The following is an 18,729-nucleotide window of genomic DNA, read 5'->3' as shown; positions in this document are numbered from 1 at the left end:
CAGTGGGTTGATTAGCTGATGGAACTTGCTCACAGAGGCTTGCGTTCCGGTTACCGGCCGGTATAGTTTCGGGTTACTGGTGGGTAACTTAGACCCGAGTCCCCAACCACAAAGCCCACGTTCAGATGACTTTTCTCGCTGAGGAGTAACCGTCATGAGCCACTACAAGTCCAACGTTCGCGATCAGGTATTCAACCTGTTCGAGGTTCTCGGTTTCGAGAAGGCCCTCGGCACGGGTGATTACAGCGATCTCGACGCTGACACTGTGCAGGAAATGCTCGGTGAGATGGCCCGGCTGGCTGAAGGCCCGCTGGCCGCCTCGTTCGTCGACGGCGACCGCAACCCGCCGGTCTTCGATCCCGAGACGCACACCGTGACGTTGCCGGCCGAGTTCAAGAAGTCGGTCAAGGCGTTCATCGACGGCGGCTGGGACAAGGTCGGCCTCGACGAGCAACTCGGCGGTATGCCGATGCCCAAGACTCTGGTGTGGGCGCTGCACGAGCATGTGCTCGGTGCCAACCCGGCGGTCTGGATGTACGCCGGCGGTGCCGGTTTCGCCCAGATCGTCCACAACCTCGGCACCGAGGAGCAGAAGCAGTGGGCCATCCAGGCTGCCGAGCGCGGCTGGGGTTCGACCATGGTCCTGACCGAGCCCGATGCCGGCTCTGACGTCGGCGCCGGCCGCACCAAGGCCGTCAAGCAGGACGACGGCTCCTGGCACATCGACGGCGTGAAGCGGTTCATCACCTCCGCCGACTCCGACGACATGTTCGAGAACATCTTGCACCTGGTGCTGGCCCGCCCCGAGGGTGCCGGACCGGGCACCAAGGGTCTGTCGCTGTTCATCGTGCCCAAGTTCCTCTTCGACGCCGAGACCGGCGCACCCGGTGAGCGCAACGGCGTGTTCGTCACCAACGTCGAGCACAAGATGGGCCTGAAAGTTTCGGCCACCTGTGAGCTGACCTTCGGCCAGCACGGCACCCCGGCCAAGGGCTGGCTCGTCGGCGAGGTCCACGAGGGCATCGCGCAGATGTTCGACGTGATCGAGCAGGCCCGAATGATGGTGGGCACCAAGGCTATTGCCACGCTGTCGACCGGCTACCTCAACGCTCTGGAGTACGCCAAGGAGCGCGTGCAGGGTGCCGACCTGACCCAGATGACCGACAAGACCGCGCCGCGCGTGACGATCACCCATCACCCGGACGTGCGTCGCAGCCTGATGACCCAGAAAGCCTACGCCGAGGGTCTGCGGGCGTTGTACCTCTACACCTCCACTTACCAGGACGCCGCGGTGGCCAAGGCTGTGCAGGGGGTCGAGCCCGACCTCGCGGTCAAGGTCAACGATCTGCTGCTGCCGATCGTCAAGGGTGTCGGCTCCGAGCAGGCCTACGCCAAGCTCACCGAGAGCCTGCAGACCTTCGGCGGCTCCGGCTTCCTGCAGGACTACCCGGTCGAGCAGTACATCCGCGACGCGAAGATCGACTCGCTCTACGAGGGCACCACCGCCATCCAGGCGCAAGACTTCTTCTTCCGGAAGATCGTGCGCGACAAGGGCGTTGCGCTGGCCCACGTGGCAGGCCAGATCAACGAGCTCATCGCGAACGAGTCGGGCAACGGCCGGCTCAAGACCGAGCGTGAGCTGCTCGCCAAGGCCCTCGAGGATGTCCAGGCCATGGCCGCGTCGATGACCGGCTACCTGATGTCCGCGCAGGAGGACGCCAGCAGCATCTACAAGGTCGGCCTGGCCTCGGTGCGCTTCCTGATGAGCGTCGGCGACCTGGTGATCGCGTGGCTGTTGCAGCGTCAGGCCGCGGTTGCCATCGCGGCGCTGGACGCGGGCGCCACCGGTGCCGATCGCTCGTTCTACGAGGGCAAGATCGCCGTCGCGTCGTTCTTCGCCAAGAGCTTCCTGCCGCTGCTGACCAGCACGCGGTTGGTCATCGAGACGATCGACAACGACATCATGGAGCTCGACGAGGCTGCCTTCTAACGTTTCGCCCCCGACGAAGTCAGTGGCACGGCTAATGGCAGCGAGCACATTTCGAGGTGTCGGCCGGCGGATCGGGGAACCCGTCGCACTGGTTGAACATTCTGCCCAGCAGATCGGCAGTCGTGCCGAAGGTCCCGATGACAGGTAACGCGAGCATGCCTACGTTGAAAACCCGTGCCCGACCCATCCGGCGATTGCGCATCCCCGACCCCTCTGGGGCAGCACGTTAGCCAGGGATCGGGGCGGTCGGAGCACATCTTGATCACGATCATCTAGCAACCATCGTGCCGCACCTCATCCGGCTGAACGCGGCCGCGCTCCCGTGCTGCGGCCGGCGCAGTCCGGGTAGCGCCACGCCGGGATTTTGGTCACTTTTTGCCCGCGATTGCGCGTCAACCGGCAGATATCGGGACTTTGAGTCCTGGCAGTTAACTAGCTATCCGGTACCTTCTAGGAATGGCAATGCTTGACAGCAACGGGGCGATCCCCGAGCGTGACGAGCAGAACGGCAGAAAGCCGAGTAGCGCGAACCATCTGGCTAATATTGTCGCGACCTTCACAAAGGCGGGCGGTTACTACGCCCGATCCTGGGGCGAATACCTCGACGGCGGCGACCACGAATTGCCCGTCGCCCGCCCCACGCTGTCGCTGGCCACCCACGCCCTGCGCGACGAAATCGTCCTGGTCGGGCTCCGGCTGCGACGCCCACTGAGCGACGCGGCCGTCTACGAAGAGATCAACACCGAGGTCCGCAAGGCCATCGACTTCTACGACGAGCGCGGCTGGCGGGCCCGCCCGGAGGGCTTCTTCGCCGCCCCGCCGGCGCCGACCGACGTCGCCATCCGGTCCTATAACGTCCGTGGCCGCCGCCACGAGCGGCTGTCGTTCACCAGCGGCTACCAGCCCTTCGCCCGGGAACCCGGCCGCGCGCGCTGGCTGAGCTACACCGGCAACCACCGCGAGTACGCGATGATGCTGCGCCACCGCGAACCACGCCCCTGGCTGGTGTGCGTGCACGGAACCGAGATGGGCCGCGCCAACCTCGACCTCACGCTGTTCCGGGCTCGACACCTGCACGAGCAGTTCGGTCTCAACGTGATACTTCCCGTGCTCCCAATGCACGGTCCGCGCGCCAGGGGATTGCCCAAGGGCGCGGTCTTCCCCGGCGAGGACGTCATGGACGACGTGCACGCCACCGCGCAGGCGGTGTGGGATATCCGCCGGGTACTGGCCTGGATTCGTGCCGAACAGCCAGGAGCCCGGATCGGATTGAACAGCATCTCGCTCGGCGGCTATCTCGCGGCGCTGGTCGCCAGTCTCGACGAGGACCTGACGTGCGCGATCCTCGGCGTACCGCCGGCCAACCTGGTCTCGATCCTGGGCCGCCACTCCGGCATGAGCACCGACGATCCCCGCTACCGGACGTTGGAATTGGCCGAGCCGATCGGCGACATGATCTCCCCGCTGTCGCTGCAGCCCAAGGTGGCGCCGGAAGGCCGTTTCATCTACGCCGGCGTCGCCGACCGGATCGTGCATCCGCGCGAACAGGTGCTCGGCTTGTGGGAGCACTGGGGCCGCCCGAACATCGGCTGGTACCGCGGTGGTCACACCGGGTTCTTCCAAGCGCGTCCGGTTCAGCAGTTCGTCGATGCGGCACTGGTGCAGTCCGGCTTGGTGGATTCCGGGGCCCAATAAGTGCGGGGCCCAATGCTTCCGGGGCCCAGCCCAGCGGGTCCATAAAAACCGCCGCTGGAGTCCCCTCGTGTCCAGCGGCGGTCCTTTGTTTACGTCACTACCCTGGTAAACAAAGAGGATGCCCCGAGCTGCCGTCGGGTCGGGGGGTCAGACGGCAGCTCGGAGCTATCCAGTTCATCTGTAGCCCGCGTCGGTTCGTTACAAACCCTGGGAAACAGTTTTTCCGATTTTTTCCCTAAGCCTCGAGGATCGCGGTGACGCCCTGGCCGCCCGCGGCGCAGATCGAGATGAGCCCGCGCACCGGCTGTCCGGTCTCCTTTTTCTTCTCGGCCAACTGCTTGGCGAGCTGGGCCACGATGCGGCCACCGGTAGCGGCGAAGGGGTGACCCGCGGCCAACGAGGAACCGTTGACGTTGAGCTTGGAGCGGTCGATGGACCCCAGCGCGGAGTCGAGCCCTAGCAGCTCCTTGCAGTATTCCTCGGATTCCCATGCCTGCAGATGCGCTAGCACCACCGAGGCGAACGCCTCGTGGATCTCGTAGAAGTCGAAGTCCTGCAGCGCCAGTCCGTTGCGCGCGAGCAGGCGGGGCACGGCGTAGGTCGGCGCCATCAGCAGACCGTCCGGGCCGTTGACGTAATCCACGGCAGCGGTCTCGGAATCGACGAAGTACGCCAGCGGCGTCACTGAGTGAGACATTGCCCACGCCTCGCTCGCCAGCAACGCCACGGACGCGCCGTCGGTCAGCGGAGTCGAGTTACCAGCGGTCATCGTGGCGTCCCCATTGCGCACGCCGAACACCGGCTTGAGTGTGGCCAGTTTTTCGGCGCTGGAATCGGCCCGCAGGTTGTTGTCCCGGTAGACGCCAAGGAACGGCGTGACGAGATCGTCGAAGAACCCGCGGTCGTAGGCGGCGGCCATATTGCGGTGGCTGGCGGCGGCCAGCTCGTCCTGATCGACGCGCTTGATACCCATCTTCTTGGCGGTGATCGCGGCGTGGTCACCCATCGACAGGCCGGTGCGCGGTTCCCCGTTGGTGGGGATCTCGATGCCCAGTGCGGCCGGCAGCTTGCCGACCAGCTTGAGCCGGTCGACGTTCGACTTGGACCGCCGCAGACCGAGCAGGGTGCGGCGCAGATCGTCGCCGAGCCCGATCGGGGCGTCGGAGGTGGTGTCCACCCCGCCTGCGGCGGCGACCTCGTAGCGGCCCGCGGCGATGCCGTCGGCTGCGGCGATCGCTGCCTGCAGACCGGTGCCGCAGGCCTGCTGCAGATCGGTCGCGGGCGTGTAGGGCGAGAGCTGGCTGCCGAGCACACTCTCGCGCATCAGGTTGAAATCGCGACTGTGCTTGAGCACCGCCCCGCCGATCACCGCACCGAGCCGCTCACCGGCCAGGTCGAATCGGTCCACCAGCCCGCCAAGGGCGGCGGTGAACATGTCTTGGTTGGATGCCTCCGCATAGGCGCCGTCCGATCGCGCGAACGGGATGCGGTTGCCGCCGATCACAGCGACCCGGCGACTGTTTCCACTGGTAGAGGCCACGTCAATGTCCGCCTAAAGTTCGGTTTGAGAAGGGGTTTACCCACCCATACTACGCCCGGTCCTTACTCTGGAGTAAGTTCGTTCCCGGTCCCCCATCGCAACTCGAAAGGCACGTTCGTGGCTTCCGACCTGTTTTCTCAGATCGTCAACTCGGCACCAGGCTCATTGCTGGCCAAACAGCTCGGCATTCCGCAGCCGGAGACATTGCGGCGCTACCGGCCCGGCGAACCGCCGCTGGCTGGCTCGCTGCTCATCGGCGGTGACGGCCGTGTCGTCGAACCGCTGCGAGCGGCGCTGACCGAGGACTACGACCTGGTGGCCGACAACCTCGGTGGCCGCTGGGCCGATTCGTTCGGCGGCCTGGTGTTCGACGCCACCAGTATCACCGAACCTGGGCAGCTGCGCGGCCTCTACGAGTTCTTCACCCCTTTGCAGCGCAACCTCGGGCCGTCGGCACGCCTCGTCGTCGTGGGCACCACCCCCGACGAGACCGCCAGCACCGACGAACGCATCGCCCAGCGGGCGCTGGAGGGATTCACCCGATCACTCGGTAAGGAACTGCGCCACGGCGCCACCGTGGCGCTGGTCTATCTGTCGCCGGCGGCCAAGCCCGCTGCGACGGGGCTGGAATCGACACTGCGGTTCATCCTGTCGGGCAAGTCGGCCTACGTCGACGCCCAGGTGTTCTACGTCGGCGCCGCCGACTCCACCCCGCCCGCCGACTGGGACACGCCGCTGGCCGGCAAGGTCGGCATCGTGACGGGCGCGGCCCGCGGTATCGGGGCAACGATCGCCGAGGTGTTCGCCCGCGACGGCGCCAGGGTCGTCGCGATCGATATTGAATCTGCGCATGAAGCCGTGAGCGAGACAGCGGCGAAGGTGGGCGGGACCGCGCTGGCGCTGGACGTCACCGCCGCCGACGCGGTGGACAAGATCACCGAGCATCTGCGCGAGCGCTATGACGGGCACGCCGACATCCTGGTCAACAACGCCGGCATCACCCGGGACAAACTGCTGGCAAATATGGACGACGCCCGCTGGGATTCGGTGGTTGCGGTGAATCTTCTTGCCCCGCAACGCCTTACCGAAGGACTCGTCGCAAACGGCAGCATCGGCGACGGCGGCCGGATCATCGGGCTGTCCTCGATGGCCGGAATCGCCGGCAACCGGGGGCAAACCAACTACGCGACCACGAAAGCCGGAATGATCGGCCTTACACAGGCATTGGCACCCGGGCTGGCAGAAAAGGGCATCACGATCAACGCCGTCGCACCTGGGTTCATCGAGACGGCGATGACGGCGGCGATTCCGCTGGGCACCCGGGAAGTAGGGCGCCGGCTGAACTCCCTGTATCAGGGCGGCAAACCTGTCGACGTCGCCGAGACCATCGCGTACTTTGCCAGCCCCGCCTCGAATGCGGTGACCGGCAACGTGATCCGCGTGTGCGGCCAAGCGATGCTGGGCGCGTGAGGTGGCTTCGGTGACCGAACAACCCAGTGGGATACGTAACCTCCTGCGCGCCGCGGCCGGATCGCTGCCGTTCATTCCGCGCAGCGAAAGCCTGCCCAGCCGCACCCTAACTGTCGACGAACTCGCCGTCGACCCGTCGAACGTGGCTGCCTATTCGGCGGTCACCGGACTGCGTTTCGGTGACACCGTGCCGCTGACTTATCCTTTCGCGCTGACGTTTCCGACGGTGATGGCGCTCATCACCAGTTTCGATTTCCCGTTCGCCGCCATGGGTGCCGTCCACGTCGAGAATCAGATCACCCGACACCGCCCGATCGCGGTGACCGATACCGTCGCCGTGACGGTGCATGCCGAGAACCTGCGTGAGCACCGCAAGGGTCTACTGGTCGACGTCGTGGCCGATGTGAGCGTGGGCAACGACCTGGCGTGGCATCAGGTCACCACGTTCCTGCACCAGCAGCGCACGAGCCTGTCGGGCGAACCGAAGCCCGAGCCTCCTAAACGGCCGAAACTGCCGCCACCCAACGCAATTCTGCGGATCAGTCCAGCCACGATCCGGCGCTACGCGTCGATCGGCGGGGATCACAATCCGATCCACACCAATGTGATCGGCGCCAAGCTGTTTGGCTTCCCCACCGTGATCGCCCACGGAATGTTCAGCGGGGCAGCCGTTTTAGCGAATATCGAAGCCCAACTACCTGATGCAGTGCGGTACTCACTGAAGTTCGGCAAGCCCGTCATCTTGCCGGCCAGCGCCGGGCTCTACGTCGATCGAGTCGCCGACGGCTGGGATGTCGCGCTGCGCAACATCGCCAAGGGTTACCCGCACCTCACCGGCACGATCCGCGGCCTGTAGGCGCCGAGTCTGCGCCCACGGCCTCGAGTCTGCAGACAGATCGTGATGTTGGCCGAAAAGTCGATCTGTGCGCAGACTCGACGTGAAGGCGGCGGGGGATACACCGATTAGGGCGTCGCCGGGGAGGCTTCCTTATCCGCGGGAGCGCCCTTGAGGCCGCGCCAGAACAGGTTGATCAACATGTCGGCGGCCTCGTCGACGTCGGCGTCCCCGGTGCTGACCCGGGTCGCCACCGCTTCGCCTGCACCCACCAGCGCCACGGCCATCATGTGAAAGTCCGCGTCGGGCTCGGGATGCCGGGTGCCGGCCTCCAGTAACCGCGACACCATCTCGATGATCTTTTCGCGGCCCTCTCGCACGGTGTGGGCGAATGCCTGTGAACTGGTGGCCTGGGTATACAACACGATCCACGAGGCGCGGTTGGCGTCGATGTAGCGCAGCACCGACGAGATGACGCTGCCCAACAGCTCGTGCGGGCTCTGCTTGAGGTCGATATCCGCACCGACCGCTTCGGTGAAGCGGCTCAGTTCCCGGCTCAGGCAGGCCCCGAAGAGCTCTTCCTTGGAGCCGTAGTACAGGTAGAGCATCGGCTTGGAGATCTCCGCCGCGGCGGCGATGACGTCCATCGACGTCTCGTGATAGCCGTTGACCGAGAACATCTGGACAGCTGCGTCGAGCATCTGCTGCTCCCGCACGGCACGGGGCAACCGCTTGGTGCCACCTGCCATCTCATCGCCTTTCGATATCCCGCCGATATCCCGCCGAATTCGGATCTTTCAGGCTAACCGCCGCACCGCGGACTCTGCCCTTTCAGACGCGCCATTCGGAGCAGGGAAGTTTCGACCGCGGGAAGTGACAGCTCCCCGGCGTTGACGGCCTTCTCCAGCCGGTCCAGCACCGCGGGCACCTCATCGGTGGTCACCCACAGCGCCACATCGACACCGGCCTGCAAACTGCGCAGCACGGCCTCGGCCACCCCGTATCGGTCGGCGATGGCGGCCATGCTGGACAGGTCGTCGCTGAACACCGGGCCGTCGAAGCCTGGTCCGCCGTAGCCGCCGCTGCGCAGCAGGCCCACCGCGGCAGCGCTGAGGCTGGCCGGTGTGTTGCCGGTCAGCCCCGGCACTTCCAGATGGCCGATCATCACGGCGACCGGCGCTTCCGTCGTCAGAGACTGATACGGGATCAGGTCGCTATTGCGCAGATCCGCCAGCGGCGGGGTGGTCACCGCGCCGGCGGTGTGCGAGTCACCCGACCCGTGGCCGTGGCCCGGGAAGTGCTTGAGCACCGGCAGCAGCCCGGCGTCGCGCAGGCCGCGCGCGTACGCGCCGGCGAACGCCGTCACCACGGCCGGGTCATTGGAGAACGACCGGTCGCCGATCACCGTGTCGTCCGCGGCGTCGGTGACATCGACGACGGGCGCGAAGTCGATGGTGATCCCCAGCCCGCGCATCGTGCGCCCGCGGTCGAGCGCCAATTGATACACCTGCTCAGGCGTCTGGGTCGCGGCCAGCACTCGGGCCGACGGGGCCGTTCCGATGAGCGAGGACAACCGTTCCACCCGGCCACCCTCCTCGTCGACGCTGACGGCCAGCGGCAGCGGCCCGGCGTTGGCGATATCGGGCAGCGAGCCGTCGGTCAGCATCGACCGGTCGGTCCAGCTGCCGATGAAGATGCCACCGACGTGGTAGGTCTCCACCACAGCGCGCGCGTCGGAGCTGCCCTTGACTCCGACCATCAGCACCTGGGCCAACTTGTCGCGGGTCGACAACCCGCTCAGCAGGGCAGGGCCGTCACCACAGGCGGGCGGTGCCGGACTTGCCGGTGCCGGTAGCGGGCCGGCCATCGGGCTGGCTGACGATGACGTACTGACCGGCGACGATGACGCCGCACCCGGCTTGGCGGCGGGGGCTGAGCAGCCGACGGCCAGCAATGGCAGTGCCGACAGGACCGCGATTCCGCGCATCGAAAGCAAGCGGGTAGGCATCCGCACATGCTGTCATGGGCGTCGGCGAGGGCCAACCAAAGTTCGTCGCGTGCTAGGTTGGCCAACGGGCATCCACGCCGCGATGTAGCGGATGTTCACCCTGTGACCCAGCCGCCCAGCACCTGCGAGGAGCACCGATCATGACCCGGTTCGTGGTTCCTGCCGCCGCCAGCATCGTGGTCGGTATGCTGCTCGGGGCTGCCGCGATATTCGGCGTGACGCTGATGATCCAGCAGGACATCAAGCCGCCGTTATCGCCCGGCGATCCCGCGTCCTCGGTGCTGAACCGCGTCGAGTACGGCAACCGCGGCTAGCCTGAGCACGCTCGCCGCCGCCTCCCCCGCGGTCACGGAGGCGCACATCACCACCCCGCCGCTCTCGCGGCGCTGGCTCGGCGGAGCTTTCCTCATCGCGCTGCTGCTGTGCTTCGCGCAGTCGCCGGGGCTGATCTCGCCGGACACCAAACTCGATCTGACCGCCAACCCGCTGCGGTTCCTGGCCCGGGCGGCCAACCTGTGGAACAGCGACCTGCCATTCGGGCAGGCGCAGAACCAGGCCTACGGCTATCTGTTCCCGCACGGCGCCTTCTTCTTACTCGGCCACGCCCTCGGCGTGCCCGGCTGGATAACCCAGCGGCTGTGGTGGGCTCTGCTGCTGACCGCTGGGTTCTGGGGGCTGCTGCGAGTAGCCGAGGCCTTGGGCATCGGGACCACCCCGGCGCGGATCATCGCCGCCGTAGCGTTTGCCCTGTCACCCCGGGCGCTGACGACTCTCGCGTCGATCTCGTCGGAGACCCTGCCGATGATGCTGGCGCCGTGGGTGCTGCTGCCGGTGATCACGGCCTTGCGGGGCGGGGATGGGCGGTCGTTGCGGGTATTGGCCGGGCGGGCCGGTCTCGCGCTGGCGTTGATGGGCGCGGTCAACGCCGTCGCCACGATCACGGGCTGCCTGCCGGCGATCATCTGGTGGCTATGTCATCGACCCAACCGGGTGTGGTGGCGGTTCAGCGCATGGTGGGCATTGGCCTCGACACTCGCGGTCACCTGGTGGGTGGTCGCACTACTGGCGCTCGGCCGGATCAGCCCGCCGTTCTTGGACTTCATCGAGTCCTCCGGCGTCACCACCCAGTGGACATCGCTGACCGAGATGCTGCGCGGCACCGACAGCTGGACGCCGTACGTCGCCCCCAATGCCACTGCGGCCGCCGAGTTGGTGACCCAGCCGGCCATGGTGCTGGCCACCACGTTGGTGGCTGCCGGCGGGCTGGCCGGTTTGGCACTGCGGTCGATGCCGGCACGGGGCCGGCTGATCGTCATGCTGCTGATCGGCGTGGTCCTGTTGGGTGTCGGCTACTCGGGGGGGCTCGGCTCCGCCCTCGCGCATCAGGTTCAAGCCTTCCTCGACTCGGCAGGCGCACCGCTGCGCAACGTGCACAAGCTGGAACCGGTGATCCGAATCCCGCTGGTACTGGGGCTGGCGCACCTGCTCGGTCGTATCCCGTTGCCGGGCAGCGTGCCACGGCCGGTGTGGCTGCGGGCTTTCGCCCACCCCGAGAACGACAAGCGGGTGGCAGTCGGCATCGTCGTTTTGGCGGCACTGATGGTGGCGACGTCGATGGCCTGGACCGGGCGGCTCACCCCGCCCGGCGCGTTCCGCGCGATCCCCGACTACTGGCACCAGGCCGCGGACTGGCTGACCGAGCACAACACCGGCCACCCCACCCCGGGCCGGGTGCTGGTGGCGCCGGGCGCACCGTTCGCCACCCAGGTCTGGGGTAACAGCCACGACGAGCCACTGCAGGTGCTTGGCGAAAGTCCCTGGGGGGTACGCGATTCCATTCCTCTGACCCCGCCGCAAACGATCCGCGCTCTGGACTCGGTGCAGCGGTTGTTCGCCGCGGGCCGGCCGTCGGCCGGACTTGCCGACACGCTGGCCCGCCAGGGCATCTCCTATGTGGTCGTCCGCAACGACCTCGACCCCGACAAGTCGCGATCGGCGCGGCCACTGCTGGTTCACCGGGCCATCGACGGTTCACCGGGTCTGCAGAAGGTGGCGCAGTTCGGTGACCCGGTGGGCCCCGGCACCATCGAGGGTTTCATCAGTGACAGCGGGCTGCGGCCGCGCTACCCCGCCGTCGAGATCTATCACGTTGGGACACAGGGAAATCCGGGTGCACCATACCTGACCGACGCCAATCGGATGGCGCGCGTGGATGGCGGGCCTGAGGTACTGCTGCGCATCGACGAACGGCGCCGCCTGCTCGGCCAGACCCCACTGGGGCCGATGCTGCTGACATCTGACGCCCAGCACGCCGGGCTGGCGGTCCCGCTCGTCACGGTCACCGACACGCCCGTCGACCGGGAGACCGACTACGGCCGCGTCGACGACCACTCGTCGGCGGCCAGGGCCGAGGGCGACCACCGCACGACCTTCAACCGGGTGCCCGACTATCCCGTCCCCGGCGCCAAGCTCGTGCACGGCGCCTGGACCGGGGGGAGACTCTCGGCATCCAGTTCATCCTCGGATGCGACCGCGCTGCCCGACGTCTCCCCATCCAGCGGCCCAGCCGCGGCCATCGACGGCGATTCAGCCACTGCCTGGGTCTCCAACTCTCTACAAGCCGCGGTAGGACAGTGGCTGCAGATCGACTTTGACCATCCCGTCACCAACGCGACACTGACACTCACCCCGAGCGCCACTGCCGTCGGGGCCCAGGTTCGCCGCATCCAGGTGTCGACCCAAAACGGCACCACCACAGTGCGTTTCGATGATCCAGGAAAGCCACTCGCGATCGCCCTGCCGTACGGGGAGTCGCCGTGGGTGCGAATCACCGCGATCGGCACCGACGACGGCTCGTCGGGAGTCCAGTTCGGCATCACCGATCTGTCGGTGACCCAGTACGACGCATCGGGCTTCGCGCATCCCGTCGACCTGCGACACAGCATGGTGGTGCCGGGCCCACCCGACGGATCAGCGGTCGCGGCATGGGATCTGGGCGGCGAGCTACTCGGCCGGCAGGGCTGCGCCGACTCTCCCGACGGTGTGCACTGCGCGGCCTCGATGGCCCAGGCCCCCGAAGAACCGGTCACCCTGAGCCGCACCCTGACGGTGCCCACGCCGATCGAGGTCAGCCCGACGGTGTGGGTGCGGGCCCGCCAAGGCCCGCACCTCGCGGACCTCATCGCCCAGCCGGGCACCACCCGGTCACGCGCCGACTCCGACCTCATCGACGTCGAGGGGTCGGCCTACGCGGCCACCGACGGGGATCCGCGCACAGCGTGGACCGCGCCGCAGAACGTGGTGCAGCACCACACTGCGCCCACGCTCACCGTGACGTTGCCCAAGCCCACCGAGGTCACCGGGCTGACGTTGACCCCCAGTTCCTCGGCGCTGCCCACCCATCCGACGATGGTCACCATCGACCTGGGCGACGGCCCACAGACCCGCCGGCTGCAGGCCGATGGCCCCCAGACGGTGGCCCTGCACCCTCGGGTCACCGATACGGTGCGAATAAGCCTGATGAACTGGAATGACGTAATCGACCGCACCGCATTGGGTTTCGACCAGCTCAAACCGCCTGGCCTGGCTGAGGTGGCAGTTCTCGGGCCGGACGGCAAACCGGTGGCGGCCGCCGATGCCGCCACCAACCGGAACCGCACAGTCGAGATTCCCTGCGGCGACGGGCCCATCATCGCGGTGTCGGGCCGGTTCGTGCAGACGTCGGTGACGACCACGGTTTCGGCGTTACTGGACGGCCAGCCGATCCCGGCCCGCGCATGCGACACCACCCCGATCGCCCTTCCGGCCGGCGAGCAAGAGCTGCTGATCAGTCCCGGGTCGGCATTCGTCGTGGACGGGGCACAGCTCACCGGGCCGCAGGCAGGCCAAATACCCACCGCACCAACAACTCCCGCCGAGGTCACCAGCTGGAGACCGGACCACAGGGAATTCACCGTGACCCGCGCGCCTACCGCGCGGGTGCTGGTCGTCCCCGAGAGCGTCAACCCCGGCTGGGTCGCCCGGCTGCCGGATGGGGTCACCCTGACACCCGTGGTGGTCAACGGGTGGCAACAAGGCTGGGTCGTGCCCGCCGGTGAGCAGGGCCCTGTCGCGGTGAGCTTCCCGTCGAACCGCGGGTACCGGATCGGCCTCTTCGCCGGCCTGTCGTTGCTGCCACTGCTGTTGCTGCTGGCGTTGGTGCCGCCGCGCCGCCGGCAGGCCGGCCGCGACCCGGTTCGGCCGTGGTCGCTGCCCGTGCTGACCGGCGCGGGCGTGCTGGTTGCCGGTGGGCTGATCGCCGGGGTCGGCGGCCTGGTCGTGTTCGGCACCGCCATGGTGCTTGGCTACCTGCTGCGCCACCGGGCCCGGCTGCGCGACCGGGTGACACTGGCGGCCAGCGCCTGCGGGCTGATCGCGGCGGGTGCCCTGCTGTCGCGGTATCCGTGGCGCTCGGTCGACGGCTATATCGGCCACTCCCTCTGGGTGCAACTGCTGGCCCTGATCGCGGTGGGCACCCTGGCCGCCTCGGTCGCGTACAGGCAGGCACCGCAAACTGACAGCGAAACCGCCGAGGACACAAGCATTTCCCGTTAGGGTGCCGGGTATGGCTGCACCTGATCTGACAGCACTGTCACAGGTCGAGACCGGGTGGCCGCGCAGAACGATCTGCAGATCGTGGTGGCCACTGGCATCTACACCCATAACGACGTCCCGATGTACTTCCACTTCAGCGGTCCCGGAACGATGCTGGACGGCCCGGAGATCATGACCGAGCTATTCGTAAGGGAAATCACCGATCTGGGCTACCGGCAGGAGCTGATCGCGGCCGGCTCCTACCTCGGTATGGACCGGTTCGGCCTGGACAGCATGCTCAGCTTCGACGACCGGGTCGACACCGTCGCGCGGATGTGCGAACGCGGCCACGCCGACAAGATGGTCCTCTCGCACGACGCGTCCTGCTACATCGACTGGCTGCCGGAGGACGTGGTGGCGGTGGTACTGCCCAATTGGCACTACCGCCGCATCCACAACGACGTGCTGCCTGCGCTGCGCCGACGCGGTGTCACCGACGACCAGATCACGACCATGCTGGTGGACAATCCCCGCGCCATCTTCTCCAGGCGAGGTGCTTATGAGTGATGCGATCCCCCCGATCGGAACCCGCCTGAGCCAACTCGCCGCCGAGGCGCCCAATCGCCCGGCGGTTAGCGCCGACGGCCGCTCCATCACCCGCGCAGAACTGGATTCGGCATCCAACCGGCTGGCGCGCGCCTATGCCGAACTCGGGGTCAAACAAGGCGATTACGTCACGATCGCGGTGCCGAACTCGATTGAGTGGGTGCTGGCGACGGTGGCGGTGTGGAAACTCGGAGCGATTCCCCAGCCGCTGTCCCCGAGGCTGCCTGACGCCGAATTCGAGGGTCTGCTCGATCTCGTCCCGCGCGCCCTGCTGGTGGGCCGGGCCGATCCGCGGGGTGTGCTGCCATCGGTGGACGCCGATTTCACCGGCAGCCCGGACCTGTCGGATGGCCCACTGCCCGAGGCGGTTTCACCGGTGTGGAAGTCGCTGGCCTCCGGCGGAAGCACGGGCCGACCCAAGCTGATCGAAGCCGGCGGTGACAGCCGGGTACCGGCCGATCTGCTGGCGGCGTCGATGGGCAACGAACCGACCGACACCCAACTGCTGCCGGTGCCCTTGAGCCACAACACCGGCTTCACGTCGGCGGCGCTGGCCCTGTTGACCGGGCAACACCTGGTGTTGATGCGCCGCTTCGACCCGGCGCACTTCCTGCGCCTGGTCAGTGACTATCGGGTGAACTACCTGGCCACCGTCCCCACGATCCTCCAGCGGCTGCTACCGGTCTATCACGCCAACCCCGATGCCTACGACCTGTCATCGTTGCGCAGGCTGTGGCACCTTGCGGCACCGTGCCCGCCGAACATCAAGGAAGCCTGGATCGAGCTTCTGGGCCCGGATGCGGTGTGGGAACTGTACGGCGGCACCGAACTTCAGGCGTTGACGTTCATCAGCGGCTCGGAGTGGCTGACGCACCGCGGCTCGGTCGGTCGAGTGGTGGCCGGCGAGATGAAGGTGCTCGACGACGACGGCAACGAGTGCCCGCCCGGGGTGCTCGGCGAGATCTACCTGCGCCCGGCCGTGGGGTCTGCTCCCACCTACCGCTACATCGGCAGCACCGCCAAGTCCCGCGACGGCTGGGACTCACTGGGCGATCTGGGCTGGTTCGACGACGAGGGGTACCTGTACCTGGCCGACCGGCGCGTCGACATGTTCACCGTCGGCGGGCGCAATGTGTACCCCGCCGAGATCGAGAACGCGCTGGCCGAGCATCCGGCCGTGCTGTCCTGCCTGGTGGTCGGGGTGCCGCATGAGGACCTCGGCCAAGTGCCGTATGCGTTGGTGCACACCGACGGTGCAGGGCTCAGCGCGGACGAGGTGGCGTCCTTCGTGGCGCAGCGGCTATCCGACTACAAGGTGCCGCGCACGGTGGAATTCGTCGACACCCCGCTGCGCGACGATGCCGGCAAGGCCCGGCGGTCCGCGGTGCGCGCTGAGGTCATCGCCCGGTTACAGGCTTAGTGACCGGCAGGGCCGGTCATCAGCGCGCAATAACCGGCTCGGGTGCGTCGCTGACCGAACTATCCAGTGGCGGCACCGGAGTCTTGCTTCGATACTCCCAACGCCGCAACATATTCCGGCACGGCGATTCGATCAGGGCATAGCTGACCGCCGCCATCGCGAAGCCCAGCACCAACGTCAGGACCAGCATCACGATCAGATTTCCGTTGAACATGAACTTGCCGACCATCGGGAAGACCATCACCAACGCGGCCAGATGCCACACGAACAGGCCGTAGGACCAGCGCCCGAGCGTGACCATGAACCGGCTGCCCAGAATCTGGTGCGGGGTGTCGGGACGATCGAGCACCAACGGCGCCAGCAGCGCACCCGCCACGATGGCCCCCATGGCCGTGCGAATGACGAACTGTCCCAGGGTCGCCGGGACAAGATCCTTCGGGCCCGCCAGCGGCGAGGCCGAGATCAGATAGGCCACCAGTGCGATCCCCGTGATGGCCCACCAGTTTCGGGCCAGCTTGTGCATCCAGCCGACCGGGCTCACGGTGAACTCGGCGAGCAGCATCCCCGCGGCGAACCAGGAGGCGTACCCCGGCGGCCAGTTCAGGAAGTTCACGCCCTGCGCGGTGTGGATCGGCAGCAGGCCCCAGGCCAGACTCGCCAGCGCCACCAGGGTGATCACCGGGATCCTGGCCCGCACCGGCAGCCGGCGCGCGAGGAACGCCAGGATCGGCAGTGCGAGGTAGAAGCTCACCTCCACCGACAGGCTCCACATCTGAGTGAGCCCAGCGGTCAGCGTGAGGGGGACGTAGACCTGGGTGAGCGTGAGGTTGGCCCACCACACCGTCCAGCTGGCGTGGTTGGCCTCGGGCAGCAGGGTCAGGATGACGACGACGGCGACCACGTAACCGGGCATGATGCGCACCAGCCGCGAGCGCAGATAGTGGCCGGTGGGCGGGCGCTGGCGCAGCCCGCGCGCGGCGGCCGCGTGACCGCGCCACAGCAGGAATCCCGACAGCGCGAAGAACACCGCCACGGCTAGGTCGAAGCGGTGCAGAAGGCGTCCCAGCACCGCGGTGTTGGTGCCGGTCTGGAAGGCGACGTGGGTGAGCACCACGCCCATGGCCGCGCAGGCGCGCATGCCTTCGACGGCCGGCAGGAAGCTGCGGGTTCCCCCGACCTGCTCCGCCTTCCGTGTCATGGCGCCAGTGTGCCCCTCAGGACCTGCCGGCCGCGAAAGTGGGTACTCGTGGGCTGATCACACCAGTGGCGATGACCTCCTAACGGGCCAGTGCCCTGGGCTCTGCTGTTAGGGTCAGACACGTTCGCTTCGCCGTCGGGTAGTGCAAAACATCATTGTGAGTGAGGGAGGCCACGGCAGCGTGAATCGCGCGGGTATGTTGCGTATCACGGCATACGGCATCATCGGGCTCGGGGCCGCCCTGTTGATTGCCGCGCTGCTGTTGTCGACCTACACCTCCGGCAAGATCAAGAAGATTCCGCTCGATATCGACGAAACTCTGGTCAGCGACGGAACCGGCACCACGCTGGACCCCTCGTCGCTGTTGGGCGAGAAGTTCGTGGTCGACAAGAACGTGCCCCTGGTGTCGCAGCAGCAGATCACCGTCGAGTCGCCGGCCAATGCCGATGTGGTGACGCTGCAGGTCGGCACCAGCGTCCGCCGCAGCGATAAGCAGCAGGACAACGGATTGTTGCTCGCCATGGTCGACACCGTGACGGTCAATCGCAGCACCGCGCTGGCGGTCTCCGATGACACCCACCCGGGCGGGTCGGTGCAGAAGCCACGGACCGTCGAGGACAACAGGCCGCCGACCAATATTGCGCTGCCGCACGAGGGCCTGGCCTACCGATTCCCGTTCGGCACCGAGAAGAAGACGTACCCGTATTTCGATCCGATCGCGCAGAAGCCATTCGACGCTAACTACGACGGTCAAGAGGATGTCAACGGGCTGACCACCTACCGGTTCACCCAGAACGTCGGCTATGACGCCGACGGCAAGCTGGTCGACCCGATCAAGTACGCGTCGCTCTACGACAGGGGTGAGGAAGGCGAGGTGACCGCGCGGGCCGAGCTATGGGGCCTGCCCGGACCGCCGGAAGAACCGATCACGATGACCCGCTTCTACGCCGCACAGCGGACGTTCTGGGTGGACCCGGTCACCGGCGTCATCGTGAAGTCCTCCGAACACGCGAACCACTACTACGCCCGCGACCCGCTGCGCCCGGAGATGGAGCTGGCCGACTATAAGGTCACCTCCAGCGAGCAGACCATCGAATCGCGAGTGGCGTCGGCGCGCGACGAGCGTGACCGGGTTGGGCTGTGGTCACGAGTGCTGCCGATCAGCTTCACCGCGGCCGGCCTGGTGGCACTGGTCGGCGGGGTGCTGCTGGGAACGTTCAGCATCCGCGCCGAGTCCGCACTGATCGAGCCCGGCTTGGACACCGCCGACCACGGATTCTTCGGCAAAGACGAAACCGGGCCGATGCCCGCTGCCGAGGCCGCCACCGAAAAGCTGCCGGCGGCGAGACCGGATCTGGAGCCACCACCGCCACAGCGGTGAGCTCGCCCGTGACC

General features: G+C 67.2%; 12 protein-coding genes and 1 pseudogene. 9 read left to right on the top strand and 4 right to left on the bottom strand.

Features of this window, described 5'->3' with window-relative positions:
• Positions 1 to 154: 154 nt before the first annotated feature.
• Both G6N13_RS09335 and G6N13_RS09330 read left to right on the top strand, forming a co-directional pair.
• Positions 155 to 1,990 (top strand): acyl-CoA dehydrogenase, encoded by a 1,836-nt coding sequence (locus G6N13_RS09335; protein ID WP_163696454.1) that lies wholly within the window; start codon positions 155 to 157, stop codon positions 1,988 to 1,990.
• 456 nt (positions 1,991 to 2,446) lie between these two features.
• Positions 2,447 to 3,685, top strand: coding sequence for an alpha/beta hydrolase family protein (locus tag G6N13_RS09330; RefSeq protein WP_407663885.1), 1,239 nt, complete (start codon positions 2,447 to 2,449; stop codon positions 3,683 to 3,685).
• Positions 3,686 to 3,920: 235 nt separating this feature from the next.
• Here the strand turns inward: G6N13_RS09330 and G6N13_RS09325 are convergent, their stop codons facing one another.
• Positions 3,921 to 5,225, bottom strand: coding sequence for an acetyl-CoA C-acetyltransferase (locus tag G6N13_RS09325; RefSeq protein ID WP_163696452.1), 1,305 nt, complete (start codon positions 5,223 to 5,225; stop codon positions 3,921 to 3,923).
• 117 nt (positions 5,226 to 5,342) lie between these two features.
• On the opposite strand from G6N13_RS09325, the gene G6N13_RS09320 reads away from it, so the two are divergent.
• Both G6N13_RS09320 and G6N13_RS09315 read left to right on the top strand, forming a co-directional pair.
• Positions 5,343 to 6,695: a 3-oxoacyl-ACP reductase gene (locus G6N13_RS09320; protein WP_163696451.1), complete on the top strand. Its 1,353-nt coding sequence runs from the start codon at positions 5,343 to 5,345 to the stop codon at positions 6,693 to 6,695.
• Positions 6,696 to 6,705: 10 nt separating this feature from the next.
• Complete coding sequence (locus G6N13_RS09315) at positions 6,706 to 7,551, top strand: MaoC/PaaZ C-terminal domain-containing protein (RefSeq protein WP_163696449.1); 846 nt, start codon at positions 6,706 to 6,708, stop codon at positions 7,549 to 7,551.
• A 107-nt stretch (positions 7,552 to 7,658) separates the two neighbouring features.
• Here the strand turns inward: G6N13_RS09315 and G6N13_RS09310 are convergent, their stop codons facing one another.
• Positions 7,659 to 8,279 carry a TetR/AcrR family transcriptional regulator gene (locus G6N13_RS09310; RefSeq protein ID WP_163696447.1) on the bottom strand — a complete coding sequence of 207 codons (621 nt, stop codon included), beginning with the start codon at positions 8,277 to 8,279 and terminating at the stop codon, positions 7,659 to 7,661.
• A gap of 53 nt (positions 8,280 to 8,332) precedes the next feature.
• Positions 8,333 to 9,538, bottom strand: coding sequence for a glycoside hydrolase family 3 N-terminal domain-containing protein (locus G6N13_RS09305; protein ID WP_163696445.1), 1,206 nt, complete (start codon positions 9,536 to 9,538; stop codon positions 8,333 to 8,335).
• A gap of 140 nt (positions 9,539 to 9,678) precedes the next feature.
• On the opposite strand from G6N13_RS09305, the gene G6N13_RS09300 reads away from it, so the two are divergent.
• The 4 genes and pseudogenes from G6N13_RS09300 to G6N13_RS09285 all read left to right on the top strand — a co-directional run bounded on the left by G6N13_RS09300 (position 9,679) and on the right by G6N13_RS09285 (position 16,136).
• A complete protein-coding gene (locus G6N13_RS09300) occupies positions 9,679 to 9,852 on the top strand; it encodes a DUF2613 domain-containing protein (protein ID WP_163696443.1) in 174 nt (57 codons plus the stop codon).
• A 46-nt stretch (positions 9,853 to 9,898) separates the two neighbouring features.
• Positions 9,899 to 14,131: an alpha-(1->3)-arabinofuranosyltransferase gene (locus G6N13_RS09295; RefSeq protein ID WP_163701920.1), complete on the top strand. Its 4,233-nt coding sequence runs from the start codon at positions 9,899 to 9,901 to the stop codon at positions 14,129 to 14,131.
• 51 nt (positions 14,132 to 14,182) lie between these two features.
• Positions 14,183 to 14,677, top strand: a pseudogene (locus tag G6N13_RS09290) (phosphotriesterase family protein); the annotation flags it as partial.
• The gene (locus G6N13_RS09285; RefSeq protein WP_163696439.1) at positions 14,670 to 16,136 is read left to right on the top strand and encodes an AMP-binding protein; all 1,467 of its coding nucleotides are present in this window, start codon (positions 14,670 to 14,672) and stop codon (positions 16,134 to 16,136) included. The pseudogene G6N13_RS09290 and the gene G6N13_RS09285, both read left to right, overlap by 8 nt.
• Positions 16,137 to 16,155: 19 nt before the next feature.
• Here the strand turns inward: G6N13_RS09285 and G6N13_RS09280 are convergent, their stop codons facing one another.
• Positions 16,156 to 17,334: an acyltransferase family protein gene (locus tag G6N13_RS09280; protein ID WP_163696438.1), complete on the bottom strand. Its 1,179-nt coding sequence runs from the start codon at positions 17,332 to 17,334 to the stop codon at positions 16,156 to 16,158.
• Between the two features lie 181 nt (positions 17,335 to 17,515).
• Here G6N13_RS09280 and G6N13_RS09275 point away from each other — a divergent pair, with 181 nt between their 5' ends.
• Positions 17,516 to 18,715: a cell envelope lipid trafficking protein PgfA gene (locus G6N13_RS09275; RefSeq protein ID WP_163696436.1), complete on the top strand. Its 1,200-nt coding sequence runs from the start codon at positions 17,516 to 17,518 to the stop codon at positions 18,713 to 18,715.
• The last annotated feature ends 14 nt before the right edge of the window (positions 18,716 to 18,729 follow it).

This window comes from Mycolicibacterium sarraceniae (assembly GCF_010731875.1).
Taxonomy (GTDB): domain Bacteria; phylum Actinomycetota; class Actinomycetes; order Mycobacteriales; family Mycobacteriaceae; genus Mycobacterium; species Mycobacterium sarraceniae.
Note: the sequence above shows the minus strand (reverse complement) of the source record. Positions and strands in the feature narration are given on the sequence as shown.

Excerpts from the sequence above, each read along its gene's own strand:
- G6N13_RS09310 (WP_163696447.1), bottom strand. The coding sequence starts at position 8,279 with ATGGCAGGTGGCACCAAGCGGTTGCCCCGTGCCGTGCGGGAGCAGCAG.
- G6N13_RS09335 (WP_163696454.1), top strand. The coding sequence starts at position 155 with ATGAGCCACTACAAGTCCAACGTTCGCGATCAGGTATTCAACCTGTTC.
- G6N13_RS09300 (WP_163696443.1), top strand. The coding sequence starts at position 9,679 with ATGACCCGGTTCGTGGTTCCTGCCGCCGCCAGCATCGTGGTCGGTATG.
- G6N13_RS09305 (WP_163696445.1), bottom strand. The coding sequence starts at position 9,538 with ATGCCTACCCGCTTGCTTTCGATGCGCGGAATCGCGGTCCTGTCGGCA.
- G6N13_RS09280 (WP_163696438.1), bottom strand. The coding sequence starts at position 17,334 with ATGACACGGAAGGCGGAGCAGGTCGGGGGAACCCGCAGCTTCCTGCCG.
- G6N13_RS09285 (WP_163696439.1), top strand. The coding sequence starts at position 14,670 with ATGAGTGATGCGATCCCCCCGATCGGAACCCGCCTGAGCCAACTCGCC.
- G6N13_RS09330 (WP_407663885.1), top strand. The coding sequence starts at position 2,447 with ATGGCAATGCTTGACAGCAACGGGGCGATCCCCGAGCGTGACGAGCAG.